This window comes from Flavobacterium enshiense (assembly GCF_022836875.1).
Classification (GTDB): Bacteria; Bacteroidota; Bacteroidia; order Flavobacteriales; family Flavobacteriaceae; genus Flavobacterium; species Flavobacterium enshiense_A.
This window is the reverse complement of record NZ_CP090376.1, coordinates 2,031,354-2,058,221: the sequence shown is the minus strand read 5'-3', so window position 1 is coordinate 2,058,221 and position 26,868 is coordinate 2,031,354. Positions and strand designations below refer to the sequence as shown.

The following is a 26,868-nucleotide window of genomic DNA, read 5'->3' as shown; positions in this document are numbered from 1 at the left end:
ACGTGCTATCCTCTTTCATCAAAATCCTTAAATTCATCAAAGTAATGCACCAACAGGAAATTTTAGAACTTCCGTTACCAATTCTGTTATTCCGCTTACTTTTGTAATTATGGATTCACTGACCCAAATAGTATTAGGCATTGCCGTAGCTGAAGTATGCGCCGGAAAAAAACTCCAGAACAGAGGGTTTGTTTACGGAGCCGTCCTGGGCACTGTCCCCGATCTGGATGTGGTTGTTGCAAAATTCATGGATCCTCTGGACGGAATAATGATTCACCGTGGAATGAGTCATTCCCTGCTATTCCACCTGTTTCTCGCTCCTATCTTTGGCTGGTGCATCCAACGGATAGAAAAAAAACGAATATCCTTTAAATCAGCCACCTGGATGGCTTTTTGGTGTCTTTTCACCCATCCGCTTTTAGACATGTGCACGACTTGGGGCACCCAAATACTGTGGCCGCTGCCCTACCGCTATTCCCTGAACTGCATCTTTGTCATCGATCCGCTCTATACCATACCGTTTCTTATTTTTTTAATAATGGTCTGGCGTACCAAGAACAACGAGCTGCGTGCAAAATATGTACGCCGTGGATTGTACATAAGCACGGGGTACATGTTGCTGGCATTAAGTATCAAATCGTATGCGCTTTACAAGTTTGAAAAAGCACTGGTGGACCAAAACATTTCCTATAATGAAATCATGGTAAAACCAACTCCGTTCAATCTTATCCTGTGGAATGCGAATGTTGCCTCCAAAGAAGGGTATTTCTTGGGCGATTACTCCCTTTTTGACACACAGCCCATACATTTTACCCTTTATCCGAAAGATTACAACTTAGAAGCTTCCTTAAAAGACAACACCTACTTTAAAAAACTTCGTATTATCAGCGAAGGTTGGTTCATCGTAAACCAAATCGATAACAAAATTTACTTTAACGACCTGCGTTTCGGAATCTTAAACGATAATCCCAAGACGCCTCAGTTTGTTTTCAGCTATCAGTTTATCCAATCCTCAGAAGGTTTGAAAGCCGTTGAAGTACCTAAAAACAGAGGAGACGCTAAGGCTTTATTAAAAAGATTATTCATCCGTCTGAAAGGGAATTAATACTGGACCAATTCATCCCTTTTACATATCGATATATCCCAGTCAACCAAAAGACTCTTTCGAAAGTAGAAGGATTTCTTAGTATTTACAAAATATGGTGTAATAAATTGCGTTAGTACCTAAATACAAAATTGGAAAAAAACAGTAACTTTAGTCAGACAAAAAAACACCTCAACCCTGATATATGAAAAAACATCATACTATTATTATTGCCGGAGCCGGAGGCATTGCCGAAGCTGTGGGTTTACTACTTGCGGAATGGAGTGAAGTACATCCTACTCTTTTCATTGGGGATCGCATCCCTGAAAAAGCCAAAAAAGTAGCCCAGTGGATTATGGAAGGCACTACAAAACCCTGTTCAGTCCAGGATTTCTATCTTCCAGAAGACGGTATTACCGACGAGATGAAAGTATTGTTTGATGAAGGGGATATTATCCTGGACTGTCTTCCTGGTAGTCAGGGACCAAGGATAGCGCAGTTTGCTAAAGATTTCCATATGCATTATGCTAACCTTACCGAATATGTGGCTGAAACCGAAATGATTAAAGAATTGGCTAAAGATGCCAAAACTGGCTTTGTCCTTCAGACTGGCTTAGCACCTGGTTATATCGATTTACTTGCGCACGGACTATTCCAACAGTTTTGCAATGATTTTGGAGTTGACAAAGCAGACAAACTTGAGTTTAAAGTTGGCGCACTTACCAATCATGCCGTTGCTCCTCATTTTTACGGATTTACCTGGAGTCCGGTAGGTGTGGCAACCGAATACCTAAAAGACACTATTGTGTTGCGTGACTTCAAGAAAACGACTTTACCTTCTTTATCAGAACGGGCTTCCATAATCATTGATGGCATTACGTATGAAGAGGATCTTACCTCTGGCGGTGCGGCTGATTTACCGGATGCATTATTAGGCAAAGTACGCTCACTTGACTACAAGACATTACGTCATCCTGGACATTATGCCTGGGTTGCGAAACAGTTATCAGGGTCTGGGAATTCAAATGATGCGATTAAGGATTTACAAGAAAAAATGGAAGCTGTAATCCCACACATAGAAAACGATCAGATTGTTTTATATGCAACCGTTGAAGGCAAAGATGCGACCGGTATCTTACGAAGACGTGAAATTGCGAAACGCATCTTACCTCTAAAAGTAGGAAACCATCAGCTAAGAGCCATCCAAACCACTACAGCGGCTCCTTTGGCACAAGCAGCTCAACTATTACTAGAAGATTCCCTAACTGGAGTTATACAACAAAGTCAGATTGATTCAACGGCCTTTTTAAATGGGGATTTTATTGTTCCTGTTTATGGGAAGTTTTAAATATTGAAGCGCCTAAGCAACTATCCCTTCAATAAATTAATACTAACGGTAGCATAATCGGTATTAGGAAATTTTCTGAAGTATTGCGGATCGGGTTGCAAACCGGCTTCTGCAGCTATTTTGTGCAAGACATCTATCTCTACAATATATTGGTCTGAAAAGCCGTGGGTTGTATCATAAGCGGTAGCTGCAGTTTTACCAAGATTAGCGGCCGTAAGTTCAGGTGGTATAGTATGAAGTTCGATAATAAGCAGACCGAATTTATGTACGAATGGAGCCCACTTGTTGAAATGATCCAACAGATTATCTTCCACATCATTATTACTGATGCGTTTTCCCCTGTGTGCAAAGGCTCCGGTTGAAGTACTGACCCTGTCCGGAGTAACAAGTGTTGGCAGTTCCCAAATGCGGTTATGGTCTAAGAACGTACGAACATTCAATAAGTCTCCTAAATCGATATTGTAGTTTTCCTTTAAATCCTGAGCTAACAAATCGGGTTTTCCGATATCACCCCATATTACTTTTGCCCAAATGTCCGCTTTTATCAGGTTTGCTCTGGAGACTTTCAACGCAGCTTGGTTATAATCTACTCCCACCAGAAAAAGGGGATATTCTTCTAACATTTTTCCTCGCAGGGTCTGACGTTCTATCACATCAAAAACATGCTGCAGGAAAGCACCGTTTCCACATCCCATGTCTAAAATCCCTTTGGGTTGTTCTTGTATTGGTTTATTAAAAATTTCAATAAGAATATCATCGACCACTTTAAAATAGGTGGCGTGTGCTCCTCCACTGCCCCACACATTCATTTCTCGGTTTACGTGGAGTTCGTCTTCATTAACGCCAATATTACGCAAGGTTGACGGGTTGCCAAACAACAAATCATCCATAGCCCTAAACATTGGCAAATAAGAAACAGTTACCCCATAAGCCGTTGCGCGTTTAGCAAAAAAGAGTCCGGTTTCGGTAAACTGATAATACCCTTTTTTTTCGGTAAACCAATCGAGATGGGTAAAGAAATCCAGTATAATCTTGAAAACTTCGGGTTCTTTGTGGAATTCTTCAGGGCGGAAAGAGGTTTCCATAAAGTACTTATGAAACATCCCTGTCATTCCCAAACTGACAATAATTGGTCCTACCAAAAAACCTTCAATATGGTTCAGCACCTGCTCTTGCAATGCTTTTTCTTTCGGATCAGATGAAAAAGTAATACCAAAATGGTTTATGTATTTATTGAAAACCGTTTGCAATTCCGGAAGAAAGGCCGTAGCGATATGTACGCTCGTAAACAAATCGGAGTTCTTAAGCAGATCAATCACATCCTTATACAAGGGAAAAAGCGAAAAAGCAAACTCACTGTTAGCGTTTGTGTTAACCACTATTTCTTCTGTCGCATTGTTAACGCTATAATCCAGAAATCCCTGTGAAGCTAATGTCCGCAAAGCAACATTCAAATAGCCCTCGTTGGCATTAAATTTTTCGGTTAGCTCTTTTAAACTGATTGTTTTGACCGCCAGTAACGTATCAAGTACTTTTTTATGATGCAAAGAATAAGCAACCGGAGCGGTTACAAGGCCATCTAAATGGTTAAAAATGATACTGCGCTGTTCTGGCTTTACGGTCATAGGATAGTGATTTTCTCAAATTTAAGAAAAATTAGTTTATGTATTCTATTTAAATTTATAGGTATTCTATTCGTTTTTTGAGCATATCTTTTATCCAAATATTTAGTAATTTTGATACAGATACAAACTATTATGGAAGGACATTACTCAGTTGCAATAATTCCGTCGGAACAAGTTATCGCTTTGGTTAAAACGATGAAACTAGAACTTGCGGATAAAGTGGGCTGGTTTAACAGTAAGAACTCGATGGGACATATCACCATTAATGAATTCAAAGCTTCGGATGCGGTAATTGAAAAAGTTAAACAGCAATTAACAAGGCTGTGTGATGGTTTTAAGCCAGTTGAAGTACATCTGACAGGTTTTGGCTCCTATCCGAATGGGGCTTTCTTTATCGATCCTGATGAAGACACCAAAAACAAATTGAAGCCAATCATGAAACAGATTAACGATACGCTCATCATCAAAGATTTACACATAAGCAACGATCCGCATCTTTCTATTGCCCGAAGGTTGTCCCGTGAAAAACTGGGGATAGCCAAAAGCTATTTTACTACCATAGATGAACGCTTCCTGTGCAGCAGCGTAGTCCTGCGCACATTCGATGAAAACGTAAAACAGTATTATATTTCCGATATTTTTCCTTTCCGCAGTAATCCGACGGAAGTACAAGGAACCCTTTTTTAAGTTGGAAAGCTGTCGGTAACTTCCCTTTTTATCACTTCGAGGGTTTTATCGGTATTGATTAATTCGTACACAATCCGTTTTCGAAGTTCCTTAATATCCTGATAATAATGAGTAGCCCATTGGGTTAACGTGAGGATATTACGGATGTTCTTCAAACGCTTCCGTGTTTCTGCTGTGGTGCGTAAAATATTAATTCCGTTGTAATCCGGACAGTTTTTATGAAAGTAGTTTGCCGTTTGGTTTTCGAAATCAGCCTCGATGTAGTAATTTTTTTCAGTAGCATTATCAGGATAAAAATCTTCCCACTTGGCAAAACCCAATTTTATTTTAGAAGACGTGGGCGGATCCATAGCCAATAATCGCCACTTACTGTTGGCCAGCCGCCCCCAATGATTAGAAAGACGGTACATTCCTTCAACAGTATAATAATACGCACTCCCCGACTCGCTTTTAAACCGTTCTTCCAGTTGTTCTATTTCTGATAAGGGAACTTCCCTGAAAATACAAAAGGTATTTTTGAAAGCATCTTTCTTAGGTTGAAAAGAAGATACCGGGATCATTACCGAATAGCTTCGTTGAAAATACCATCCACATAAAACCAACAATCACCCTCCTTTTTGAATGTGGATTTCTCGTGATGGATATGGTTTTGCAAACTATTGTCCATAAAATAGGCTTTGAATTCAACCTTATTTTCAGAAGAATTAATGATTTCCAGCTTAATCCAATTGTTTTCTTTCGACCAGGCTAAAATATCTTTTTTATTATGATAACGACGGGTAGAACTATGTGTCGTAGCTACCAGATAATCCGCTTGCTGGGTGCAATACGCCGAATAACGTGAACGCATCAGAGCTTCGGCAGATGGCGCTTTTTCTTTCCCTAAAATATAAGGCTGACAGCAATTTTCAAATGGTTTTCCGGAACCGCAATAACAGTTATGCAAAATACTTTGAGTTATAAGTTATGATTTATGAGTATGCGAGCATATTTAACAAAGGTAATTTTCTTCATCACTGTTTTTATCGTCCATTCCATATCTCATATTCTTCATCTCATTTATTTTTTGGTGCAATTGATTCAGCAACACTTGGTATCGGCTTATCTCAATAATATCCTCATCAGTTTCAGCATGGTCTATCAAATCAGTAATGATTTCGTCTGCATCAACTAATTTTAGTGTTGCGGCATTAGTATCCTTGTCAACAACCAAAAAATCAATTGCTTGTTGAATGGTTGCTCTTATTATGGTATAATTGATTTGCATTGTACTGACTTTAACTGTTCTGATCATTAAACTGCTGCACAATAGCTTTGAGTTTTTCTTTTCTAAGTTGTGCTGCTTCCTTTTCCCTGTTTTTCTTTTGGTCGACTTTCTTTTTGTGCGCCAAACGATTAGTTTCATTACGTCGTCCCATACAACTCTCCTATTTTGCGTTTTATTTCAAGAAATGTCTGATTCGTAGTGATCAGTTGTTTTATCACTTCTTTCCGCAAGTCATTTATACTATCAAATTTAATGTATTTTGCCCAATTTTCGGTGGTAATTACCTCGTTAATTTGCCTTATTACGCGAGCTGTTTCAGCAGCATTACGGACTTGTGCTTTGCCATCGTATTTTGGGTTGGACTTGTGCTGAAAGCTGACTTCTCTGGTATCAAAATCCACTTCGATATAAAACAGGTTTTCGTTTTCGTTATTCGGATAAAAATCCGTCCAGTCGGCATAACCTATTTTGGTTTTTAATCGAGTTCCATTTTGCAAAGGCAATAATCGCCAGCGACAGTTCGCAGCACGCCCCCAATGATCGGAAATTCTATACAGACCGTTCTCGGTGAAATAATAATTACTCCCCGATTTGCTAGTGTAACCAAGTTTTAAACCGTCAATTTCAGTTGACAGCACCTCTCGGTATATACAAAATGTATGCTTGTGAAAATTGGTTTTATTGTAAGTTTTCTGCATGACGGCAAAGATAAAGTTTTGAAACTTAACCACAAAAAGTATAAAAGTTAGTTCGAAAGGACCTGCATCGCATTAATATCAACAAAAGGACTAATTCGTTACCTTTGAAAAAACAATATTTATGAAATCGCCATTAACAATAGGTTTGCACTAGCAAACACTAATAAATAAAAGCGATACCATATATGACAACTTATAAATAAATTTTACATATATGAAAGAAACCGTTTTGGCATTTGGTGCTTTATATGGAGGACTTGCCGTTATTTTTGGGGCTTTTGGTGCTCACGCTTTAAAGAAACGAATGAGTGAAGATTTACTAAAAAGCTTTGAAACCGGCGTAAAATACCAAATGTATCACGCCATAGTATTGCTGGTACTTCCACAGCTGTTAACTTTCAGTTCTACTTTGGAAGAAAGTATCGGTTGGTGTTTTATAGCCGGAATACTTTTGTTTTCTTTCAGTATTTACGGTTTGTGTCTTACTTCTATGACTGGCAACAAATGGCGTTTTCTTGGTCCAATCACTCCGTTGGGAGGCTTATTATTGGTTACAGGATGGACCCTGCTACTTCTTAGCGTCATTTAAAAATCCTGCAATCTTAATTCCTAGACAACATTTTCTGTATATAACTACAGATAATCAGTAAATACCGAATTAATTACAATAATAAAAAAACCACTCAAATGAGTGGTTTTTTTATTTCGGAAAAGACATCTATTATGGGAAGATACCTCTTTGTTTGTATGCCATTTCAATACGCACTAACGCTTGAATGTAAGCTGCTGTTCTCCAGTCTGTTTTGTACTGACCTCCGGTGATTACCACACGGTTGAACGCATCTTCCATTTTCTTTCTCAATTTGATGATTACATCGTCCATAGTCCAGATTTCTCCGTTACGGTTTTGTAACCACTCAAAGTAAGAACCGATTACACCTCCTGAATTACATAAAATATCAGGGATGATTTCAATGCCCTTAGCTAATAAAATTTCTTCACCTTCTGTATCTGTAGGTCCGTTAGCTCCTTCAGCGATTACCTTTGCTTTTACAGATTCTGCGTTCTCAGCTGTAATTTGGTTACCCAAAGCAGCAGGAATAATGATATCACATTCAATTCCGAAGAATTCAGCTGAGTTATAATCTTGTGTGTTTTTGAAACCTGAAATAGTTCCGTTATCAGCCTGGAAACGTAATAATGCTTCTGGATCGATTCCTTCAGGATTGTAGATAGTTCCTGTAGCATCCTGAACTCCAACAAGGATTGCTCCGTTTTTGTTCATGAAATGTGCTGCCCAGTATCCAACGTTACCAAATCCCTGAACGATATATTTTTTTCCTTCTAAAGAAGTGTTTCTTAATTTTGCCCATGATTCCAAAGTAACCACTACTCCGAATCCTGTTGCACGGTCACGTCCTTCCAAACCTCCAGATCCTACTGGTTTTCCGGTAACTACGTGTTGGTTTTTAGAACGCTCAGCTGGAGATTTTGTAGACATGTACGTATCTGCAATCCAAGCCATCATTTGTGCGTTAGTGTTCACGTCCGGTGCAGGGATATCATGCTCAGGACCGATGTTGTCACCTAATGCATAAGTAAAGCGACGAGTAATACGCTCTAATTCACCCTGAGAATATTTTTTAGGATCCAATTGGATTCCTCCTTTACCACCTCCGTAAGGAAGTCCGGCTAAAGATGTTTTCCATGTCATCCATGTTGCCAATGCTCTTGCAGCATCGATATCAACTGTCGGGTGGTAACGTAATCCTCCTTTGTAAGGACCTAATACATTGTTATGCTGAACTCGGTATCCCGTAAATACTTCTACGCTTCCGTTATCCATTTTCACAGGAAAGTTAACTATAATTTCATTGTTTGTAGAGGAAAGGATTTTCTTAACAGTATCATCCAATCCCATAACGTTAGCAGCTTTTTCAAACTGTATCTTAACGTTTTCATACATGCTCGGCTGGGGCTTTGCTGTTGTTGCCATAATTTTTATGATTTTCAACTTAAGTTTTTCGTTTGTTTATTCCTTGCTCTGTAAAAAGCAAGCAAATATATGTTTTTTAAAATTACATAAACTGATTTTTATCATTAAAAATGTAACACAAACCAACAATTTAACAACGCCTTAAGGGTTATTTGTGAATTATAGCCAGATTAGTAACAAATGTTACTCTCTTAAGTTTTTCAAAATCTTACATTTGCAAAAAACAAGTCATGTATCAGCAATTAAAAGAATCCTACTCCTATTTGTTTGAAGATGAATTACTAAAAGAAATTGCATCAGCAGGCATCCTACGAAAATTTCATCAGGATGAAATTCTTATCGAAATTGGCGAACAAATAAAATCCATGCCACTTCTCCTAAATGGCGCCATAAAAATTCTTCGTGAAGACGAAAACGGAAACGAATTACTATTGTACTTCTTAGAACGCGGAGACACTTGTGCAATGACATTAACTTGTTGCATAGGTAAAAGCAAGAGTAAGATAATGGCCGTTTCCGAAACCGAAGGCGATTTAATCATGATCCCTATTGACAAAATGGAAGAATGGCTTGTCAAATACAAATCATGGCGCAATTTCGTCTTTGAAAGTTACAACACACGCTTACTGGAAATGCTGGAAGCTATAGACACGCTGGCTTTCATGAAAATGGACGAACGCCTGTACAAATACCTTACGGACAAAGCCAAAGTTTTAGGAACTTCAGAAATTGCCAACACACATCAGGAAATTGCAACCGACATGCACACGTCGCGAGTGGTTGTTTCCCGCCTGTTGAAAAGTCTCGAACTGGAAGGCAAAATTAAACTGAACCGTAATAAAATAGAAATACTGCAATTTTAATGGAACTACTAGGATATATTGGCGCTTTACTTATTGGATTGATACTGGGGTTGACAGGTGGCGGCGGTTCTATACTAACAGTTCCGATTTTGGTCTATATTTTAAGTTTCAGTCCGGTTACTGCAACAGCTTATTCCTTATTTATAGTAGGAACGACTTCAGCCTTTGGTGCTACTCAGAATTTTTTCAAGGGATTTGTTGATGTCAAAAAAGGATTTCTTTTTGCAATCCCTTCTTTCATGGCGGTTTACTTAACCCGACGTTTTTTAGTCCCGAAACTACCAGATACTATCATATCACTTTTTGGGTTCAGCCTGACTAAAGAGGCTTTTCTGATGATATTGTTTGCTGTAATAATGCTATTTGCAGCTACATCGATGCTGAAGAAAAAGAAAATCGACGATTTTACAACTTCCGAAAAAGGAGAATCAAAGCTCCTTTTTATCGCTCAAACTTTTGGAATTGGGATTTTAATTGGTTTCGTAGGAGCTGGTGGTGGTTTTCTAATCATTCCTTCACTGGTATTTTTCGCCAAACTTCCCATGCGAAAAGCCGTAGCCACTTCCCTATTCATAATCTCCCTAAATTCGCTGATTGGGTTTGCCGGCGACATGCAGACAATGGAAATCGACTGGCTTTTTTTACTGAGTTTCTCGTCCTTATCGGTAATTGGTATTTTTATCGGAATTTATCTTAATAAGTTCTTAAATGAAGCCCAACTTAAGAAAGGGTTTGGTTACTTTGTACTGTTAATGGCTATTTTTATTTTATCTAAAGAATTCCTCAAACTGTAACCAATGTTACTTTTGATTTTAAATAATAAATTACCTTTACAAAAAATTTGAACACAGATATGAAAATAGAACAAATTTATACCGGATGTATGGCTCACGCCGCTTATTATATCGAGAATAATGGCGAAGCAGCTATTTTTGACCCTTTACGTGAGGTGCAATCCTACATCGATAAAGCAACTAAAGACAACGCAAAAATCAAGTACATTTTTGAAACGCATTTTCATGCCGATTTCGTTTCCGGACATTTGGATCTGTCGAAAAAAACAGGAGCTCAAATTGTTTACGGACCAACAGCAAAACCTAACTTCGAAACGATCATAGCCGAAGACAACCAGGAGTTCAAAATTGGAAATTACACTATTAAGGCAATCCATACTCCAGGACATACTTTAGAAAGTACAACATACCTTTTGATTGACGAAAACGGACAACAACACGGAATCATAACCGGTGATACTTTATTTATCGGAGATGTGGGAAGACCTGACTTAGCTCAGAAACTGGTTACCGATTTGACTCAGGAAAAACTGGCGGGAATGCTTTATGATTCACTTCGAAATAAAATCATGCCATTATCCGATGATTTAATCGTATATCCTAATCACGGAGCTGGTAGCGCCTGTGGGAAAAACATGAGCAAAGAAACCACTGATACTTTAGGAAACCAGAAAAAGGTTAATTATGCTTTGCGTGCCGACATGACCAAAGAAGAGTTCATCGCAGAATTATTGGATGGCCTTAGCGCTCCTCCTGCTTATTTCCCTCAAAATGTTTTAATGAATATCGAAGGGTATGACAGTTTGGAAACTATCATGACCAAAGCCAATACTGCATTGGAACCATCTGCTTTTGAAGCTCTTGCAAATCAATCAGAAGCTTTAATTTTGGATGTGCGACACGAAAACAACTTCGTCAAAGAACATGTTCCTAATTCCATATTCATAGGTTTACATGGAAACTTTGCTCCTTGGGTTGGCGCTTTGATTATGGATGTCAAACACCCAATTTTATTGATTACACCTGAAGGAAAAGAAGAAGAAGCTATTACGCGTTTGGCACGTGTTGGGTTTGACAACTGTCTTGGCTATCTGAAAGGCGGCTTGGAAGCCTGGAAAGCTGCAGGTTTTGAAAGCGAGAGCATAGTTTCCATTTCTCCTGAGCAATTTGCTTCGGAAAAAAATCAGACAAAACATCCTATTGTAGACTCAAGAAAACCGGGTGAATATAAAGCCGAACATGTAGAAAACGCAATAAACATTCCGTTGGATTTCGTAAACAGCCAATTGGCCGAAGTACCGAAAAACGAAGAATTCTATCTGCATTGCGCCGGAGGGTACCGTTCTGTAATCATGGCTTCGATATTAAAAGCCCGCGGGTACCACAATATGATCAATGTTGAAAAAGGAATCAGCGGAATCCGCAACGCAGGAGTACCATTAACGCAATTTGTTTGTCCTTCTACTTTAAAATAAGAACGTAACAATCGTGAAATAGGAAAATCAGGCTCTTGCCTGATTTTTTTATTCTATAGACTAACAAAAATTAGTCGTACGAATTATCATTCCTAAAAATTAAATACTTTTGCATCACTAATAAATAAACGCTAAAGAATCTGACGATTCACAAATGCTAAAAAATCAAATTATGACTAAAAAACTTCTTTTATTGGCCGGATTATCCATTTTAGCTTCATGCAGTAAAGTTGGAGATAATGAATTCCTGATTACCGGTAAGGCAGAAGGTATCGACAATGGAAAAATGGCTATCCTCCAAATTCAGAATGAAGCAGGGCCCATTTCAAAAGATACTGTAAAAATAGAAAACGGAAAATTTGAATTTAAAGGAGAATTCAAAGACGGACCGGAAATTGGTTTTATCGTTATTGATGATCTAAACAATATGGTTCCGTTTATCCTTGAAAATGGAGAGATCAATATCACTGTAGATAAAGACACCATCCAAAAATCTAAAATCGGAGGTACTCCAAATAATGATAAATTCCAGGAATACAACGACGGTTCCAGCGTTATTTTCAAAAAAATGATAGCTTTCCGAAAAGCCAACCAGCAAAAATTCATGGATGCTCAAAAAGCAAAAGACACAGCTGTAATGAATTCGCTTTCAAAGCAAAACATGGGCTTCCAAAATGATATGGATAAATTTTCTGAAACATTCGTTGAAAAAAACCCAACAGCATTCCTTTCGGTTCTTTTATTGGAAAACTTTATTGGGCGACAAACTTTAGAGTCTGATAAAATTGTAAAATTATACAATTCCTTATCTACAGACATCAAAAAAACTAAAAGCGGAAAACGTGTAGATGAACATGTAAACCGTCAAAAAGCAGTAAATACAGGTACTGCTGCTCCAGATTTTGCTGCTCCAACCCCGGAAGGAAAAACCACTTCTTTAAAAGAATCTTTGGGTAAAGTAACAATTATTGATTTCTGGGCTTCCTGGTGTGCTCCTTGCCGCAAAGAAAACCCTAACGTAGTTGCATTATATAATGAATTCCACGAAAAAGGATTAAACATCATTGGTGTTTCATTAGACCAGGATGCAGACAAATGGAAAGAGGCTATCGCAAAAGACAAATTGACTTGGACACAAGTTTCAAATTTGAAACATTGGAAAGAGCCGATCGCAAAACTATACAATGTTGAATCAATCCCTGCTACTTTTATTCTTGATGCTTCAGGAAATATCGTTGCAAAAGATTTAAGAGGAGCTGAATTGAAAGCAAAAATTGCCGAATTATTAGCTAAATAATTCTCTTTTCAAACAAAAAATAAAAAAATCTCCTCAGGGAGATTTTTTTATTTTATTCACAACCAACACATTAAAAAAAAGTTATGAATTATCTTTAAAATAAGTTTGGATACTTAAAAAACAGCCCTATATTTGCACCGCAATAAACAATTATGCGCTGGGGAGATACTCAAGCGGCCAACGAGGGCAGACTGTAAATCTGCTGACTAAGTCTTCGCAGGTTCGAATCCTGCTCTCCCCACAAATAAAAAAACAAACGGTATCAAAACCCAGTAAATCTTATGATTTTACTGGGTTTTTGCTTTTTAGGTACTTTTAAAATATTCATTCAATCTTAAATCTTAAGGAGAAAAATCGAGACCCTGAAAAAATCTCAAATTTAGGGTCTCGCTAAATTCACTTAAGCCTTGCAAACACTGTACTATCAGCCTGTTCATTATTCGGTTCAAATGATGTACATCTTGTTTGTTATTACTCAGAAATTTAAATTGAATAATAATTAAAAGGTTACCATTATGAAAACAAAAATCACTCTTCATTTTTATGCTAAAAGCACAAAAGTAAATGCTAACGGTAAATTACCAATTTATGTTCGACTAACTGTAAATGGCCAACGACTGGAATTTAGTTCTAAAAAATTCATTGAAAAAACTAAATGGTCCTCTGAGCTAGCTAAAATGAAAGGTAATACAGAAGAAGCTCGTTCAATTAATAGTTACCTTGATATGATGAGGTCTAAGGTTTTGAGTGCCGAAATGGAATTACTACATAAAGAAGAGGAATTATCCATTGAAAATTTCCAATCAATACTGCTTGAGAACAATAAGAATCATAGAATGTTGATACCGGTTTTCCAAGATCATAATAATAAAATGAAAGAGCTTTTAGGTAAGAAATATGCTCCTGGAACATTACAGCGCTTTGAGGTTACTTTAAATCATATTCAGAACTTTCTTCAATGGAAATACAATGTAACAGATATTCGAATCGATAAAGTAGACCATTGCTTTATTACCGAACTCGAATTCTATTTAAGAAGCGTAAAAAATTGCAGTAATAACACTTCCGTGAAGTATGTGCGCAATTTTAGAAAAATTATAAAGATTTGCCTAAACAATGACTGGTTAGAAAAGAATCCGTTTAGCAGATACGAAGGAAAGGTTATTGAAGTCGATAAAGAATTTCTAACCGAAGAAGAAATACAAAAAATCTACAATAAGAAATTTAGTAATACGCGTCTGGAATTAGTTAAGGACATATTCATTTTCTGCTGCTTCACCGGTTTGGCCTACATTGATGTTCAACAATTACGAAAAGACCATTTAGGGATTGGTATCGATGGTAATAAATGGATATTCAAAAACAGGCAAAAGACAGATACTAGATCTAAAATTCCCTTACTCCCTATTGCTGAAGAATTGATAGAGAAGTATTCTGACCACCCGAAATGCCTAAATGAAGATAGAATTCTGCCAGTATTGAGCAATCAGAAGATGAATAGCTATCTAAAAGAAATTGGAGACGTCTGCGGCATTCCAAAAGAAATAACCTTCCATATGGCTAGACACTCTTTTGCAACCTCTGTAACACTTACTAATGGCGTGCCAATTGAAAGTGTAAGTAAAATGCTTGGTCATAAAAGTCTTAGAACTACTCAGCACTATGCTAAGATTGTAGACAAGAGAGTGAGCGATGATATGGCTATACTAAAGCAAAAATTATCAATACAAAATCTTCAAACCAAACAAGCATAATTAATATTCTAGGCGATTTACTAAAAATTTATCGCCTAGAATATTTCTTTAATATACCTTTTAGCCAATAATATGCTGTTCAATATCTTCATACTTTAAGCCTGCATATTGACAGAACTCTTCAATACTTACAAAGTTGTCTTTGGACTTATTTAAACCCTCCTTTATCTTCTGGAGAAGTCTTGTACTTTGACGGTAACTTTTCCCTGTAATACGTTGTATGTCCTTTGGGTAAATACATACTCTTTTAGGCTCTGATTTCATACTTTATCTATGCTTTTGATATGGCTTTGCTATACTCTATTTGTTGTCTTGAAGAGCTAAAATAGATAATTATTAGAATCGTTTTCGATGGTCATTTATGTTTTGTTTGGACATTTATATCATTTGATGTCATTTGGTTTAATATGATTAATTAAAGTGTTTTATTAATTATAATATTTGTTCTCAAATCCTTCAGGAATTGTTGCAACAAGATGAAGATTTATGAATTTGAACACGAATTATTAATCTAATCTATTTAAAATATTATGGCTAGACAGAAAGGCATAATTAAACTAAAAGGTACTATCGGGGATATTACTTTTTATAAAACACAAGACGGGCATTTGGCTCGAGAAAAAGGCGGAATTGATGCGAGCAGAATTGCGAGTGATCCAGCTTTTCAGAGAACAAGAGAAAACGGTTCTGAGTTTGGAAGAGCCGGAAAAGCCGGTAAGGTTTTGAGAACATCATTAAGAGGTTTGCTTTTAAATTCTGCCGATGGTAGAATGGTAAGCCGATTGACGCAGCGAATGGTAAAAGTTATTCAGGCTGACACAACCAGCGAGCGTGGTTTAAGAAATGTTATCGATGGTGAGGCTGAATTGCTGGCAGGTTTTGAATTCAACATTAGAGGAAAGTTGGGAACCAGTTTATTTGCTCCTTTTGTAGCAACCATTGATAGAGTAACTGGGGAAATCAAAGTTGATTTGGCTTCATTTATACCATCGAATATGATTGCTGCACCAACTGGAACAACGCACTTTAAAATTATTTCTGCGGGTACTGAAATCGATTTTGAAGCAGAAACTTTTGTTGAAGCTCATTCCGAAACGGCTATTTTGCCTTGGGATACTACAGCAACTGCCGCTATCAGTCAAACGAATTTGGTAACTGCGAATAGTACACATCCTTTATTTTTAGCATTAGGGATTGAGTTCTATCAACAGGTAAATGGTCAGATGTACCCTTTGAAAAATGGGGCTTTTAACCCATTGGCTTTGGTTTCTGTAAGCGGATTGTAATAATGTCTAATCTTAAAATAGAGAATTTATGAACATTGTAGAGAGAGCTAAGGCTCCAACACCAAAGTTTTTCAGAGTTTTGAGAACCGTAGGTTTAGCATTATTGGCGGTAAGTGGTAGCATTGTTGCTGCTCCAGTAGCTTTGCCTGCGATTGTAGTTACAGTAGCTGGTTATGCTGCAGTTGCTGGTACTGTATTATCTGCTGTAAGTCAGGTTACGGTTGATGATGATGCAAAGCGTGAGCAGGAAATTGTAAAACGACTGCAGGAAGAAAACAAATATTTACCTCGTGATGGAATCAAATAATTCAATCCATGCGGGAACTGCAGCCGGAACCGTTTTAAGTATAGTGCCTAATATCAGTTCCGAAGATATTTTAAAAACGATTGTTTTGGCAATTGTCGGAGCAATTGTAAGTTTTACAGTCTCGTTACTATTAAAGAGGCTGACAAAATTCAAAAATAAATAGTGCTTCGATGTACTCAGCAACCATCCGGTTTTGATTGGTAACCTTTTCCGGATAATTAGAAAGCCTGGTCACGTGATCAGGCTTTTTTGTATGCTATCCTTCCTGAAATTGATTTAACGTTACTTCTTCAATTACTACCTCAGCATCTGAAGTATACAATCCGTTATACTTTGCAATATCGACGGCTTTAATTCTGCTGTCGAATATTCCAAAATAAATTCTCGATGATTTGGTTTTCCAAACATCTGTTCGGTACAAAATAAATAGTGTCATAGGCTGGTTATGTTATTGGCTTTTACTTTATCGCTTACAGTACCTGTACAGGATAGTTCTACGCAAATCATTAATAAGATTGATATTTTCGTGAAATTGCTTTTCCTTTAATTCCAAAAGGCGTAATGCCTGAATGTTTTTTTTGTGCTGTTCGTAATCTTCATAAATTTCTGTTACTCTTGGAAATAACTCTTTTTTAAATTCCTGCAATCGAATAAAAGGAATAACAGAACCTATTAAAAATTGATGCCAAAATTTTGATTTCCATAAACTGAAAGTTACCCAGTAGATATTTTCGCAATCTTCTTCGTTTTGGAAAATGAGTACAAAACTATTTGTAAATGGTTCCTTCTGCGGTTTACCGCTGTTAAGTCCTTTGTTAAGGATAAATAAATGAGGTTTGCTGTAAATAGTGTCCTTTCTGTGGGTTTTAACGATGTAATTTATCATGGCTTCGGATTTTAGTTTAATGCTCAGTCCCTTCCTTACACAACATTTTTTTCAAAAGAAAAAAGAGTAAAAAAGAAAGCCTACTACCCCTGTGGAGGGGTTCAGAAAAGCAAGTTTTTCTGGAAAAATACTACCCGGATGGGTGGAGATTTTTACAGAAACCCGTAGGGTTTGAACTTGCTTTTTTGAAGACCGGAACTAATCTTTGCCTTCTTTTTTTCTCTTTTTTGTTTTGATTACGAATTGTTTCTTCTGAAATCCTGATCTTCATGAATTGAGAGCTAATCGTCTTGAAAGGGTTAGAAATTTTTGGGCATTTTGAATAAAAGAAACTTGTCAGTAAAACCAGAGTGCGTTTCAAAATGCCCAAAAATTTGTAACTCTTTCTTAGGACTTGATTTTTGGGGATGCCAAAAGCAGTGTTCAGTGAACAGTTAGCAGTATGCAGTGAGGTTTTTGTTCTGAAAATGGAAGGCATCTCCAAAAAATAACTATAAACCACTCCTAGTGCGGTGGCAGTAGCGGAAGCATGGGTATTGTTTCTTTATTTGTCAACTAAAGGTCTTCTGATTGGTTTTATGCCGGCTTGATGCCTTTATAGGTGTACAATATTCCGAACTTCGTTTACAAGAAATTGTGATTATGGAATTGTAAGGCATTGAGCTGGCGTGAAACCAATTATGGCAATGCTACTGGCAAATAAAGAAACAATACTTATGCGGGCAAAATTTGGCTTTGTGGGTGCTGTTTGGTTTCTGCGGTGGGATTAACTTGAATTAAAGAGAAAAGTTGCTTAGGAATTGTTACAGCGCTTACAAAGGCAATGCAAACACTACCGCTTTAAACACAAAGAAGCTAAAAACAGGAAACGGAAACTTCTTCTGGAATGAATTTAGCCTAAAAATTTCTGTTGAAAAACTGCGCTTGTTAAAGGTAGTGGCGAAGGGCGGTGTTTTTGGTAGCTGGTTGGTGCGATGGAAGCTGCCAAAAATGTTGCCCTGGAGCCACTACCCTGCGCGGCTGTTTTACATAATGACATCTTATAGTGCTTGGCTTTCCAAAAATACAATAACTAGGTCTGGCATGAACTATAAGACTGCATTATGTAAAACAGCTTGGGGAAAAAAATTACTGGCGCAAGTTGCGAAGCATACGTGTTTTTGTACTAAAAACTGTGACAGTAATTTTTTTAAAGCGTTGGAAAATAATTCTATTGAGCTACTCTAAAAAAAATGAAACGATTAATAATTACACTTAAGGAAATTAGCGAAATGAAGCAAACAAAGAACCGACTTTAGGAATACTTGGACTAAAGACAGTTTTTGTGTAGCTGAATGAGATAATGACTATTATGCAAAAAAAAAGATGCTTACTTATTACAGCAAACATCTCTTTCATTTGAATAATATAACTAACACTTAAAATTTCATTTTTTGAATCCGAACCGCATTAAGGATTGCCAATAAAGCCACACCTACATCGGCAAAAACGGCTTCCCACATCGTGGCTAAACCTCCTGCACCGAGTATAAGCACAATCGCTTTTACGGTAAATGCTAATCCAATATTTTGCCACACAATTTTTTTAGTTTGTTTCCCAATATTGATTGCCATTGCAATTTTACTTGGTTTATCGTCTTGTATCACTACATCAGCCGTTTCTATGGTGGCATCGCTTCCTAATCCTCCCATAGCAATACCTACATCACTTAAAGCTACTACCGGAGCATCGTTTACACCATCACCAACAAAAGCGACGGTTTCCTTTTTAGACTTAATTTCTTTTACCTTGTTTACCTTGTCTTCGGGAAGTAAATCGCCAAAGGCATTGACAATTCCGAGTTTTTGAGCTACAAATTGTACCACTGTATTTTTATCGCCACTTAACATTGTTGTTTTGACACCTAACGATTTGAGCATTTCAATGGTAATTTGAGCATCTTCTTTGATACTATCGGCAATGGTAATGTATCCCGCAAATTTAGAATCGTATGCAATAGCGATTAAAGTATAAACAATACTTGTTGGATCAATATCATACGAAATAGAAAATTTGTCCATCAGTTTGAAATTACCAACCAATAATTCTTTGCCGTTTACAGTGGCTTTTAATCCGTGACCTGATATCTCTTCTGTATTTTGCAAAACTATTGATGTATCAATTGTTCCAACAAATTGATGAATAGCTGTAGCAACAGGATGGGTACTTTGTCCTTCAAGTGCATTGACCATTCGTAAAATTTCATTTTTATCGAATTCTGGCTTAATGACAACCTCCTGAACATTAAAAACGCCTTCGGTCATTGTTCCGGTTTTGTCCATTACTACGTTCTGAATAGTTGCCATTACATCAAGAAAATTGCTTCCTTTGAAAAGGATTCCGTTTTTACTGGCTGCACCAATTCCTCCAAAATATCCTAACGGAATACTGATTACTAAAGCGCAAGGGCACGAAATAACCAAGAATACTAGAGCTCTGTATAGCCATTCACTAAAAACATAATTATCAACAAACAGCATTGGCAAAACACAAATAGCAACAGCTAAAAACACTACAATAGGCGTATAAATTTTGGCAAACTTCCTTATGAATAGTTCTGTAGGTGCTTTTTGTGCGGTGGCATTTTGTACTAATTCTAAAATTTTACTTAGCTTACTGTCTGTATATGCCGTGGTTACTTTTACTTGCGAAACAGTATTCAGATTTATCATTCCCGCTAAAACTGTTTCGCCTTTACTTTTTGTATCGGGTTTACTTTCTCCTGTTAAAGCCGCTGTGTTGAAGGATGCCGTTTCAGAAAGCAGTTCACCATCTAAACCCAATTTCTCCCCTGCTTTAAGCTGAATAATATCTCCAATTTTAGCTTCCGAAGCTTTTATGATTTTAGCCATCTTATTTTCAAGAATGGTTACTTCATCCGGTCGCTGGTCAAGTAACGATTTAATATTGGATTTTGCTCTTGTAACGGCTAATGTTTGGAATATTTCTCCAATGGCATAAAATAGCATTACCGCAACACCTTCGGGGTATTCACCAATAGCAAATGCTCCAATAGTTGCAATACTCATTAATAGAAACTCTGAAAATATTTCGCCTTTGCGCATACTTCCTACGGCTTCTTTTACTACCGGTAAACCGACAGGAATATAAGCTAAAATATACCACCCAATTCGCACCCAACCCTTAAACCAAGTTTGAGTAAAATAATTATCAAAACCTATTGCCACAAGTAACAATGTAAAGCTTATAATCGCCGGGACAAACATTTTAAAAGTACTTGTACTTTCGTGCGAATGTTCGTGATTATGACCATCGTCATCAGAATGCTTCTCGCTTTCGTGATTTATTTTATCCTCAAGTGTGCAGCATAGCTGCTTACCTGTTGCATCGTATTTATGCTGATGTTCCATATTGGATTATTTTAAGAATTAGCATTGATAATTTCCTGAATGTCTTTTGGTATTTCCATCGATTTTAATGGTGGCACATTTGAACCACCTGTATTACCCACCGGAATATGACCTACAAATGACTTAACGCCTCCAATGAGTAATCTTGGTATTTGTCCGATTACCTCTCTGGTACTTTTTATTTTAAAGCCAAATTGCAACATTTTCCAATGCACATAGGAATGCTCATAAGGATACTTTTGCCCTATAATGTGCGCCCGCTCTAAGTGATACCAAGCCATATTTAGGTTATCTATCTGTAAATTGTCCTTGAATGCTTCTAACTCTTTTTTATAAAAAGGAATTAGAATACTTGGCATTATTGTGTTAATTTTCATAACATTAAAGTATTAGTTAGTGTTCGTGTTCTCCACCTCCTTTAGAAGTTGCTAATAGATAGAACGCCCCTTTGATTACTATTTTTGCATCCGCAGGAATTTCCCCAACCAATTTGACTTCGGTATAACCTAAATCTGTAGTGCCAGGAACTACTTCAATGGCTTTAAAGTGAATTTCATTGTGTCCTTCTTCTTCGCCTTCTGCGTGTTCCGAATGGGCTTCGCCTTCTTTGTGTATATGCTCTTCTACTTTAGCTTTTGGTGCTTCTTCGCTGTGTTCTTCTTGAATGTAAATAAAATATTTATCTCCGTTTCTAACAATGGCATCTTTTGGCAATGCCTGAACCGTTTGATTGGTAATATTGATATTAGCAGCTACATACATTCCTGAAATTAAATCTTTAGCATCGCTTGGATTAATTTTTGCGTGTACGGCTACCGACTTACTTTCATTAGAAAAGGATTTATTAATACCGAATATTTTCCCTTTGATGGATTTGTTGGATTGATTGGTTAAAACAAAATCGACTTCCTGACCTACTGAAATTTTGCCTAAATCTTTTTCAAATACATTCAAATCCAAATGCATTTGGCTATTGTCAACCACTTCAAAAAGTGTCACTCCTGTTTCTGCAAAAGCGCCTTTGGTTATGCTTATTTTACCTACGTAACCACTAATTGGAGAAACAATAGGAATAAGTGAAGTACTTCCGCTTAAACTTACGTGTAATGCTTGTAGTTTATTTTTAGCGGCTTGTGCTCTTGCTCTTTCAACTGCTAATTTTGACTTTACTTCCTGAAATGTTTTGCGAGGATTTACATTTTCATCGCTCAATGTTTTTTGACGGTTGTATTCCAATTGCAGGTATTCAATGTTAGCAATGGCAGAATTATAATCTTCCTGCATTTCTGTAACTTCAAGATTTTGAATGGTTGCCAATGTTTTGCCTTTTGCAACAAATGTACCTTCTAACACATAAATATCTTTAACAACGCCTCCTATTAAAGTTGAAATATTAGCCATATTTTGTGGCGGAACTGCTGTATATCCGTTAGCTTTAATTACGGTATTAAGATTTTTCATTTCAATACTACCCGTTACAATACCAATGGTTTTGAATTGCGCTTCGGTCAACGCTACTTCGGTTTCTGACTTTTCTTCCTCGTGGGCTTCTTCGGTTTTCTTCTCGCCACAAGAATTTAGAAAAAAGAGAAAAGAAAATAGAACAAAGAGATTGAAGAACGAACCCAGATTATAATTTATTTTTAAAAATATATTTTTCATTTTGTTGAGTATTAATTATTGCTAAAAGATGGGAATTGCAATTGAATAGCGCTTTGATTATAAGCATTTACCGCTTCGGCATTTTGCTTTTTTATATCGATTGCCTGATTTAAAAAACTGATGTACGACCAGTAACTCATATCGCCATTGGCATAACTTTTTTGTGCCGTTGTTATGATTTGGTCTGCGTATTGCAATCCTTCATTTTGATAATACAGCATTGCTTTGTTCTGTTTATCGAACTCGCTTTTCAATTCTTCTTTTTGCAGTTTTAAAGCTAATTTACTTTTATCTAATTCCAGTTGTGCCTGTACCACACTTATTTCTGAAGCCTTGGCACGAGCCGAATTTACACCTCCAAAAAGTGGAATTTGTAGCCCCGCCGTAAATCCTTGGAAATAAGATTTTGTATCGATGGTCTGTCCAAAATAACCTAATCCTAATTTTGGTGTTCTCATTGCCTTGAAAATATTGGCTTCTTTTTGATAAACTGAAATTTGTTGGGTGTAATAATCGTTTACCAATCCTTGCACTTTATCCTCGGCAATTGAAACATTCTTTTCATACTTTAACGGAGTTGCGGCATCAGGAACAATATTTTCATCGGTTTGGATAAAATACTGTAACTGCTTTTGATACACCGCCAAATCGTATTCCAACTGTAATTTTTGGGTTTCAATTTCTTTTACCTTGGCTTTGGCACTTATGACTTCTATATTACCACTTTCACCTGTTTGAAAACGAAGTTCAGCATTTTTTAAAAACTTGATATAAATGTCACTCAATTCGTTGTTTAACTTTTGAATGGAAACACCATACAAATATTGATAGTAAGCTAATGTTACCGCTTTTTCAATTTCGTATTCTGATAAGGCTTTTCTTTTCTCAGCTAATTTTGCCAATTCTTCCTGTAATTGTCTGTTTGCCTTAGTGATTTTACCAATTGGGAAATATTGCTGAACAGAAACATTATGGTCATAATCAACACTATTAAACTGTCCGCCTTGGTATTGGACTTGCAAAGGATCTACTTGAAATGCCGCTTTTTTAAGCGTCGTTTGTTTTTCAATTTCTTTATCGGCAATTTTTAAATCGATATTGCTTTTCTTGGCTAAGGTAATTGCTTGGTCTAAAGTTACCGTTTGCTTGTTTTGTGATAATGCTACACAGCTAATCAATAGAAACCAAAGGGTTACAAATGGTTGTCTTTTTTTAAATTTTCTTATTTTCATTCCGTTTTCAAATAATAAATAAAGTATTGGTAATACTATTAATGTCAGTAATGTTGCCGAGAACAAACCGCCTATAACTACTGTTGCCAATGGTTTTTGTACTTCGGCACCGCCACTGGTTGATAATGCCATAGGCATAAATCCTAAAGAAGCCACTGCCGCTGTCATTAACACAGGTCTAAGTCTTGTTTTTGTCCCCATTAATACACGTTGCAACGGATCGGTTATACCTTCTGATTTTAGTTGATTGAAATAGGAAATCAATACAATTCCGTTTAAAACGGCAATACCAAACAAAGCAATAAATCCAATTCCTGCTGAAATACTAAAAGGCATTCCTCTAAGCCATAACGCAAAAACACCACCTATCGCTGATAAAGGAATCGCGGTGAAGATTAACAAGGACTGTTTCACACTGTTGAATGTAAAAAACAGTAAAACCATGATAAGTCCTAATGCAATGGGCAACGCTATTGAAAGACGCTTATTGGCTTCAACCAAATTTTCAAATTGTCCGCCATAAGTAATATAGTAACCCGCAGGAAGCTTGAAATTGGTTTCCAGTTTTTGCTGAATTTCTTCTACCACACTTTTTATATCACGACCACGAACATTTAACCCAACTGTTATTCTACGCTTTCCATTTTCACGAGAAACTTGTACAGGACCTTGCTCATAACTAATGGCAGCCACTTGGGATAGTGGTACTTGCTGACCATTTGGCAATGGAATAAACAAATTGCTTACGTCTGTAATATCGCTTCTGTTGGCTGCATCCATTCTAACCACAACATCAAAACGCTTACTCTCTTCATAGATTTTTCCTGCGCTTTCCCCTGCAAACGAGGAACGAATAATTTTATTGACATCAGTAATATTTAAACCATACAATGCAATTTTATTGTAATCGTATTTTACAGTTATTTGTGGGAGTCCGGTTACTTTATCAGCCTTTAAATCGCCAATACCTTCTATTTTATTTATTTTAGAAATCAATTCTTTGGCTTTTGTATCTAAAACTTCTAAATCGTCACCAAAAATTTTAATGGCTATATCGCTTCGGCTACCCGTCATTAATTCGTTAAAACGCATTTGAATAGGCTGTGAAATTTCGATATTCGCCCCAGGAATAGCTTCCATTTCTTCTTTCATCAAATTGGCTAAATCTTCCCAATTATCGGCAGATGTCCACTCAGATTTGTCTTTCAAAACAATAATCAAATCGCCACTTTCAATTGGCATTGGGTCGGTTGGGATTTCTCCACTTCCAATTTTGGTAACGATGGTTTTAATTTCTGGGAATTTTGCTTTTAGAATTTTCTCATATTTGGTTGTTGTTTCTACCATTTGGGTTAATGAACTACCTGTCATAATGGTAGCATTAATGGCTAAATCGCCTTCTTCAATGGTTGGAATAAATTCGCCACCCATATTTTGAAAAGTTATTACAGCCAAAGCAAATAATCCTAATGCGATTACTAAAACCGATTTTTTAATTTGCAATGCTTTTTCTAAAAAAGGGGTATATATCTTCTCGAACCACGCCATCATTCTATCGCTAAAATTCGATTTATGCTCAGTATTTTTCGATAAGAACATAGCACTCATCATTGGCACATAAGTCAATGATAAAATAAATGCTCCAATAACTGCAAAACCTACTGTCATTGCCATTGGTTTGAACATTTTACCTTCTGTTCCTACTAAGGCTAATATTGGCAGATATACGATAAGAATTATTATTTCCCCAAATGCTGCACTATTTCTGATTTTTGAAGCAGATTTATATACCTCGCTATCCATTTCGGATTGGGTTAAATCCTTTTGCCTTTTGAGTTTTTGTAAATGGTGCATTGTGGCTTCGACAATAATAACTGCCCCATCGACAATGATACCAAAATCGATTGCACCTAAACTCATTAAGTTTCCACTCACACCAAAGTAATTCATCAGGATTACTGCAAAAAGCATTGACAAAGGAATTACGGAAGCTACGATTAATCCGGCACGAAGATTTCCTAAAAATAATATCAGTACAAAAATTACGATTAAAGCTCCTTCCAATAGATTTTTTGTAACCGTTCCTATGGCGTTGTCTACTAATTTACCTCTGTCAATAAAGGCTTCGGCAACTACTCCTTCAGGTAACGTTTTATTGATTTGAACCATTTTTTCTTTCACTCTTTCCACTACAGCACTGGAATTTTCGCCTTTTAACATTAATGCTAAACCGCAAACAATTTCTCCTTTACCGTCTTTTGTAGAGGCACCATATCGCAATGCAATACCTTCACGTACTGTTGCAACGTCACGCACTAAAACAGGAGCACCATTTCGGTTTTTGACTACTACATTTTCTAAATCCTTGATGCCCGTTGCCATACCCACACCACGAATGAAATAAGCGTATTGGTCTTTTTCAATATAGGCACCACCAGTATTTTGATTATTTTTTTCTAACGCATCAAAAATCTCAGTGATAGTAACGCCTAAACTATTGAGTGTGTTTGGATTAACTGCAACTTCATATTGTTTTAATTTTCCACCCCAAGTGCTCACTTCAGCAACGCCTTCAATACCTTGTAATTGTGGTATAATTATCCAATCTTGAATGGTTCTTAATTTGATGGCATCGTACTTATCTTCATACCCTTTTTTAGCATATACATCATACTGATAAATTTCTCCAAGACCTGTTGAAATTGGTGCCAATTCAGGCGAACCAGCATAGTCAGGTATATTTTCTTCGGCTTGCTTTAATCGTTGAAAAATTTGTTCCCTTGCCCAATATATATCTACATCGTCTTTGAAAACAACCGTAACTACCGAAAGCCCGAAACGAGAAATACTTCGTAACTCAATTACTTTGGGGATGGTTTTAACGGATTGCTCTAACGGATAGGTAATTAATTGCTCCACTTCCTGACTGGCAAGAGTGGGCGCAGTAGTAATAATTTGTACCTGATTATTGGTTACATCAGGCAAAGCATCAAGCGGTAATTGTTTAATAGAATAGCTACCCCACGCTATAAGGACTAAGGTTAGCAATAGTATAATGAATTTATTCTTTATACTGAATTGTATTATTTTGTCTAACATTGAAAATATTGTAATGAATTAGAAATTAGCAAATTAAAGTACTTGCCATTATATGTGATTAAAACACACTTTTCTAACCCGAAATTACTCGGGCATCA

General features: G+C 36.8%; 26 protein-coding genes and 1 tRNA gene. 14 read left to right on the top strand and 13 right to left on the bottom strand.

Features of this window, described 5'->3' with window-relative positions; all coding sequences use genetic code 11:
- The first annotated feature begins 109 nt into the window (after positions 1-109).
- Both LZF87_RS09130 and LZF87_RS09125 read left to right on the top strand, forming a co-directional pair.
- Positions 110-1,105, top strand: a complete 996-nt coding sequence (locus tag LZF87_RS09130) for a metal-dependent hydrolase (RefSeq protein WP_244338621.1) — start codon at positions 110-112, stop codon at positions 1,103-1,105.
- A gap of 184 nt (positions 1,106-1,289) precedes the next feature.
- Positions 1,290-2,432, top strand: a complete 1,143-nt coding sequence (locus LZF87_RS09125) for a saccharopine dehydrogenase family protein (protein WP_244338620.1) — start codon at positions 1,290-1,292, stop codon at positions 2,430-2,432.
- 20 nt (positions 2,433-2,452) lie between these two features.
- Here LZF87_RS09125 and LZF87_RS09120 read toward each other — a convergent pair whose 3' ends face one another.
- Entirely contained in the window at positions 2,453-4,057 is a 1,605-nt protein-coding gene (locus LZF87_RS09120) for a class I SAM-dependent methyltransferase (RefSeq protein ID WP_244338619.1), read from the bottom strand.
- A gap of 132 nt (positions 4,058-4,189) precedes the next feature.
- Between LZF87_RS09120 and LZF87_RS09115 the strand changes: the two genes are divergently transcribed.
- Positions 4,190-4,744 carry a 2'-5' RNA ligase family protein gene (locus tag LZF87_RS09115; RefSeq protein ID WP_244338618.1) on the top strand — a complete coding sequence of 185 codons (555 nt, stop codon included), beginning with the start codon at positions 4,190-4,192 and terminating at the stop codon, positions 4,742-4,744.
- Here the strand turns inward: LZF87_RS09115 and LZF87_RS09110 are convergent.
- The 5 genes from LZF87_RS09110 to LZF87_RS09090 are packed head-to-tail and all read right to left on the bottom strand — an operon-like array spanning position 4,741 to position 6,709.
- A complete protein-coding gene (locus LZF87_RS09110; protein ID WP_244338617.1) occupies positions 4,741-5,304 on the bottom strand; it encodes a hypothetical protein in 564 nt (187 codons plus the stop codon). The genes LZF87_RS09115 and LZF87_RS09110 overlap by 4 nt on opposite strands.
- A complete protein-coding gene (locus LZF87_RS09105) occupies positions 5,304-5,690 on the bottom strand; it encodes a YchJ family protein (RefSeq protein ID WP_244338616.1) in 387 nt (128 codons plus the stop codon). Before LZF87_RS09105 ends, LZF87_RS09110 begins: the two co-directional genes overlap by 1 nt.
- Positions 5,691-5,735: 45 nt before the next feature.
- A complete protein-coding gene (locus LZF87_RS09100; RefSeq protein WP_244338615.1) occupies positions 5,736-6,038 on the bottom strand; it encodes a hypothetical protein in 303 nt (100 codons plus the stop codon).
- Positions 6,022-6,162, bottom strand: coding sequence for a hypothetical protein (locus tag LZF87_RS09095; RefSeq protein ID WP_165571682.1), 141 nt, complete (start codon positions 6,160-6,162; stop codon positions 6,022-6,024). The genes LZF87_RS09100 and LZF87_RS09095 overlap by 17 nt, the downstream gene beginning before the upstream one ends.
- Positions 6,149-6,709 carry a hypothetical protein gene (locus tag LZF87_RS09090; RefSeq protein WP_244338614.1) on the bottom strand — a complete coding sequence of 187 codons (561 nt, stop codon included), beginning with the start codon at positions 6,707-6,709 and terminating at the stop codon, positions 6,149-6,151. Before LZF87_RS09090 ends, LZF87_RS09095 begins: the two co-directional genes overlap by 14 nt.
- Before the next feature lie 214 nt (positions 6,710-6,923).
- On the opposite strand from LZF87_RS09090, the gene LZF87_RS09085 reads away from it, so the two are divergent.
- Positions 6,924-7,298, top strand: coding sequence for a DUF423 domain-containing protein (locus tag LZF87_RS09085; protein WP_244338613.1), 375 nt, complete (start codon positions 6,924-6,926; stop codon positions 7,296-7,298).
- Between the two features lie 132 nt (positions 7,299-7,430).
- On the opposite strand, the gene LZF87_RS09080 is transcribed toward LZF87_RS09085, so the two are convergent.
- A complete protein-coding gene (locus LZF87_RS09080) occupies positions 7,431-8,705 on the bottom strand; it encodes a Glu/Leu/Phe/Val family dehydrogenase (protein WP_244338612.1) in 1,275 nt (424 codons plus the stop codon).
- A 230-nt stretch (positions 8,706-8,935) separates the two neighbouring features.
- Between LZF87_RS09080 and LZF87_RS09075 the strand changes: the two genes are divergently transcribed.
- The 9 genes from LZF87_RS09075 (at position 8,936) to LZF87_RS09030 (ending at position 16,644) form a co-directional block, all read left to right on the top strand.
- Positions 8,936-9,568 (top strand): Crp/Fnr family transcriptional regulator, encoded by a 633-nt coding sequence (locus LZF87_RS09075; protein ID WP_244338611.1) that lies wholly within the window; start codon positions 8,936-8,938, stop codon positions 9,566-9,568.
- Positions 9,568-10,362: a sulfite exporter TauE/SafE family protein gene (locus tag LZF87_RS09070; protein WP_244338610.1), complete on the top strand. Its 795-nt coding sequence runs from the start codon at positions 9,568-9,570 to the stop codon at positions 10,360-10,362. Before LZF87_RS09075 ends, LZF87_RS09070 begins: the two co-directional genes overlap by 1 nt.
- A gap of 59 nt (positions 10,363-10,421) precedes the next feature.
- Entirely contained in the window at positions 10,422-11,837 is a 1,416-nt protein-coding gene (locus LZF87_RS09065) for an MBL fold metallo-hydrolase (protein ID WP_244338609.1), read from the top strand.
- Between the two features lie 172 nt (positions 11,838-12,009).
- Positions 12,010-13,134: a TlpA disulfide reductase family protein gene (locus LZF87_RS09060; protein WP_244338608.1), complete on the top strand. Its 1,125-nt coding sequence runs from the start codon at positions 12,010-12,012 to the stop codon at positions 13,132-13,134.
- 159 nt (positions 13,135-13,293) lie between these two features.
- Positions 13,294-13,375, top strand: a tRNA-Tyr gene (locus LZF87_RS09055).
- A gap of 274 nt (positions 13,376-13,649) precedes the next feature.
- Positions 13,650-14,888: a site-specific integrase gene (locus LZF87_RS09050; protein WP_023571584.1), complete on the top strand. Its 1,239-nt coding sequence runs from the start codon at positions 13,650-13,652 to the stop codon at positions 14,886-14,888.
- Between the two features lie 530 nt (positions 14,889-15,418).
- Positions 15,419-16,174, top strand: a complete 756-nt coding sequence (locus LZF87_RS09040) for a hypothetical protein (protein ID WP_023571585.1) — start codon at positions 15,419-15,421, stop codon at positions 16,172-16,174.
- 28 nt (positions 16,175-16,202) lie between these two features.
- Positions 16,203-16,481 carry a hypothetical protein gene (locus tag LZF87_RS09035; RefSeq protein ID WP_023571586.1) on the top strand — a complete coding sequence of 93 codons (279 nt, stop codon included), beginning with the start codon at positions 16,203-16,205 and terminating at the stop codon, positions 16,479-16,481.
- Positions 16,468-16,644 carry a hypothetical protein gene (locus LZF87_RS09030; protein WP_165569388.1) on the top strand — a complete coding sequence of 59 codons (177 nt, stop codon included), beginning with the start codon at positions 16,468-16,470 and terminating at the stop codon, positions 16,642-16,644. The genes LZF87_RS09035 and LZF87_RS09030 overlap by 14 nt, the downstream gene beginning before the upstream one ends.
- Positions 16,645-16,737: 93 nt before the next feature.
- Here LZF87_RS09030 and LZF87_RS09025 read toward each other — a convergent pair whose 3' ends face one another.
- Both LZF87_RS09025 and LZF87_RS09020 read right to left on the bottom strand, forming a co-directional pair.
- Entirely contained in the window at positions 16,738-16,917 is a 180-nt protein-coding gene (locus LZF87_RS09025; protein ID WP_023571587.1) for a hypothetical protein, read from the bottom strand.
- Positions 16,918-16,944: 27 nt separating this feature from the next.
- Positions 16,945-17,367 carry a DUF6943 family protein gene (locus LZF87_RS09020; protein WP_023571588.1) on the bottom strand — a complete coding sequence of 141 codons (423 nt, stop codon included), beginning with the start codon at positions 17,365-17,367 and terminating at the stop codon, positions 16,945-16,947.
- A 789-nt stretch (positions 17,368-18,156) separates the two neighbouring features.
- Between LZF87_RS09020 and LZF87_RS09015 the strand changes: the two genes are divergently transcribed.
- Positions 18,157-18,594: a hypothetical protein gene (locus tag LZF87_RS09015; RefSeq protein ID WP_035118367.1), complete on the top strand. Its 438-nt coding sequence runs from the start codon at positions 18,157-18,159 to the stop codon at positions 18,592-18,594.
- A 191-nt stretch (positions 18,595-18,785) separates the two neighbouring features.
- Here LZF87_RS09015 and LZF87_RS09010 read toward each other — a convergent pair whose 3' ends face one another.
- From LZF87_RS09010 to LZF87_RS08995, 4 genes are read right to left on the bottom strand one after another with little or no spacing between them, the layout of a single operon-like run.
- Positions 18,786-20,777, bottom strand: coding sequence for a heavy metal translocating P-type ATPase (locus LZF87_RS09010; RefSeq protein ID WP_023571590.1), 1,992 nt, complete (start codon positions 20,775-20,777; stop codon positions 18,786-18,788).
- Positions 20,778-20,788: 11 nt separating this feature from the next.
- Entirely contained in the window at positions 20,789-21,154 is a 366-nt protein-coding gene (locus tag LZF87_RS09005) for a DUF3703 domain-containing protein (RefSeq protein WP_035118369.1), read from the bottom strand.
- Between the two features lie 16 nt (positions 21,155-21,170).
- Positions 21,171-22,439, bottom strand: coding sequence for an efflux RND transporter periplasmic adaptor subunit (locus tag LZF87_RS09000; RefSeq protein ID WP_023571592.1), 1,269 nt, complete (start codon positions 22,437-22,439; stop codon positions 21,171-21,173).
- 11 nt (positions 22,440-22,450) lie between these two features.
- Entirely contained in the window at positions 22,451-26,770 is a 4,320-nt protein-coding gene (locus tag LZF87_RS08995) for a CusA/CzcA family heavy metal efflux RND transporter (protein ID WP_023571593.1), read from the bottom strand.
- Positions 26,771-26,868: the final 98 nt, after the last annotated feature.

Coding starts and splice junctions, on each gene's coding strand:
- LZF87_RS09130 (WP_244338621.1), top strand. CDS start 110: ATGGATTCACTGACCCAAATAGTATTAGGCATTGCCGTAGCTGAAGTA.
- LZF87_RS09125 (WP_244338620.1), top strand. CDS start 1,290: ATGAAAAAACATCATACTATTATTATTGCCGGAGCCGGAGGCATTGCC.
- LZF87_RS09120 (WP_244338619.1), bottom strand. CDS start 4,057: ATGACCGTAAAGCCAGAACAGCGCAGTATCATTTTTAACCATTTAGAT.
- LZF87_RS09115 (WP_244338618.1), top strand. CDS start 4,190: ATGGAAGGACATTACTCAGTTGCAATAATTCCGTCGGAACAAGTTATC.
- LZF87_RS09110 (WP_244338617.1), bottom strand. CDS start 5,304: ATGATCCCGGTATCTTCTTTTCAACCTAAGAAAGATGCTTTCAAAAAT.
- LZF87_RS09100 (WP_244338615.1), bottom strand. CDS start 6,038: ATGATCAGAACAGTTAAAGTCAGTACAATGCAAATCAATTATACCATA.
- LZF87_RS09095 (WP_165571682.1), bottom strand. CDS start 6,162: ATGGGACGACGTAATGAAACTAATCGTTTGGCGCACAAAAAGAAAGTC.
- LZF87_RS09090 (WP_244338614.1), bottom strand. CDS start 6,709: ATGCAGAAAACTTACAATAAAACCAATTTTCACAAGCATACATTTTGT.
- LZF87_RS09085 (WP_244338613.1), top strand. CDS start 6,924: ATGAAAGAAACCGTTTTGGCATTTGGTGCTTTATATGGAGGACTTGCC.
- LZF87_RS09080 (WP_244338612.1), bottom strand. CDS start 8,705: ATGGCAACAACAGCAAAGCCCCAGCCGAGCATGTATGAAAACGTTAAG.
- LZF87_RS09075 (WP_244338611.1), top strand. CDS start 8,936: ATGTATCAGCAATTAAAAGAATCCTACTCCTATTTGTTTGAAGATGAA.
- LZF87_RS09070 (WP_244338610.1), top strand. CDS start 9,568: ATGGAACTACTAGGATATATTGGCGCTTTACTTATTGGATTGATACTG.
- LZF87_RS09065 (WP_244338609.1), top strand. CDS start 10,422: ATGAAAATAGAACAAATTTATACCGGATGTATGGCTCACGCCGCTTAT.
- LZF87_RS09060 (WP_244338608.1), top strand. CDS start 12,010: ATGACTAAAAAACTTCTTTTATTGGCCGGATTATCCATTTTAGCTTCA.
- LZF87_RS09050 (WP_023571584.1), top strand. CDS start 13,650: ATGAAAACAAAAATCACTCTTCATTTTTATGCTAAAAGCACAAAAGTA.
- LZF87_RS09040 (WP_023571585.1), top strand. CDS start 15,419: ATGGCTAGACAGAAAGGCATAATTAAACTAAAAGGTACTATCGGGGAT.
- LZF87_RS09035 (WP_023571586.1), top strand. CDS start 16,203: ATGAACATTGTAGAGAGAGCTAAGGCTCCAACACCAAAGTTTTTCAGA.
- LZF87_RS09030 (WP_165569388.1), top strand. CDS start 16,468: ATGGAATCAAATAATTCAATCCATGCGGGAACTGCAGCCGGAACCGTT.
- LZF87_RS09025 (WP_023571587.1), bottom strand. CDS start 16,917: ATGACACTATTTATTTTGTACCGAACAGATGTTTGGAAAACCAAATCA.
- LZF87_RS09020 (WP_023571588.1), bottom strand. CDS start 17,367: ATGATAAATTACATCGTTAAAACCCACAGAAAGGACACTATTTACAGC.
- LZF87_RS09010 (WP_023571590.1), bottom strand. CDS start 20,777: ATGGAACATCAGCATAAATACGATGCAACAGGTAAGCAGCTATGCTGC.
- LZF87_RS09005 (WP_035118369.1), bottom strand. CDS start 21,154: ATGAAAATTAACACAATAATGCCAAGTATTCTAATTCCTTTTTATAAA.
- LZF87_RS09000 (WP_023571592.1), bottom strand. CDS start 22,439: ATGAAAAATATATTTTTAAAAATAAATTATAATCTGGGTTCGTTCTTC.
- LZF87_RS08995 (WP_023571593.1), bottom strand. CDS start 26,770: ATGTTAGACAAAATAATACAATTCAGTATAAAGAATAAATTCATTATA.